Source organism: Nocardia sp. 852002-51101_SCH5132738 (assembly GCF_001665695.1).
Classification (GTDB): Bacteria; Actinomycetota; Actinomycetes; order Mycobacteriales; family Mycobacteriaceae; genus Nocardia; species Nocardia nova.
Map to the genome: position 1 here is coordinate 1 of NZ_LZML01000162.1, position 771 is coordinate 771.

Below are 771 nucleotides of genomic sequence, written 5' to 3' on the forward strand. Positions count from 1 at the left end.
GAACCGAATTCCATTGTGCTAGAATAGATTTAGTACCGAACTAGCTTCGGACTTACACGGTTCTCGTGACACCCTCGGCGCGTACTGCCGACGATGTCGCGCAGGAGGTCTACGCGTTGCTGATCACCTACCAGGCGTTGCGGACCGCGATCGCCGATACCGCGCTGGCCACACCGGGCATGGTCGCGGACCGGGGCAGTTTCACCGTCGCTTTGCAGACCGCCCGCGACCAGCTCGTCCATGCGGCCGGGTCATCACCGGCGCGACTGTCGATATCGTCGGTGTGATCGGGCGGGCCGTGCGCGCTGACCTGCTCCCACATCGCCGGCCCCGCAGCAGCCTTCGCGTGGTCAAACGGGCAATCTCCAAACACCGCGCCAAGGGGGTGATCGACCGGACCATCTACCAAACCCACATCAGCGTGCGCGTGCTACCCGGTTGACAACCCGGCAGCACACCAAACTGAGCGGCCTTGGGTCTAGCCCGGGCTGCGGTGCACGCCGGCTACCGCACCTATGTCACCACCGCCGCCGATTTGGCGGCCCGCTGCCACAAAGCTGCGATCGAAGGCCGGTGGGCCACCTGCATGCGTTTCTACGCCGGACCAACGCTCCTGGCGATCGACGAACTGGGATACCTGCCGTTACCTGCAGAGGCGGCTTCAGCATTGTTTCAAGTTGTGTCGCAACGATATTTGAAGACCTCGATCGCGATCACCACCAACCGCGGCGTCGGATCCTGGGGCGAGATCCTCGGCGATAACACTGTCGC

The 771-nt window shown here is 63.4% G+C and carries 1 protein-coding gene and 1 pseudogene; both read left to right on the forward strand.

Annotated elements, in window-relative coordinates; all coding sequences use genetic code 11:
* Nucleotides 1-65 precede the first annotated feature (65 nt).
* The gene (locus A5789_RS38660; RefSeq protein ID WP_064903081.1) at nucleotides 66-287 is read left to right on the forward strand and encodes a hypothetical protein; all 222 of its coding nucleotides are present in this window, start codon (nucleotides 66-68) and stop codon (nucleotides 285-287) included.
* A 182-nt stretch (nucleotides 288-469) separates the two neighbouring features.
* Nucleotides 470-771: pseudogene (locus A5789_RS38665) on the forward strand (ATP-binding protein); the annotation flags it as partial.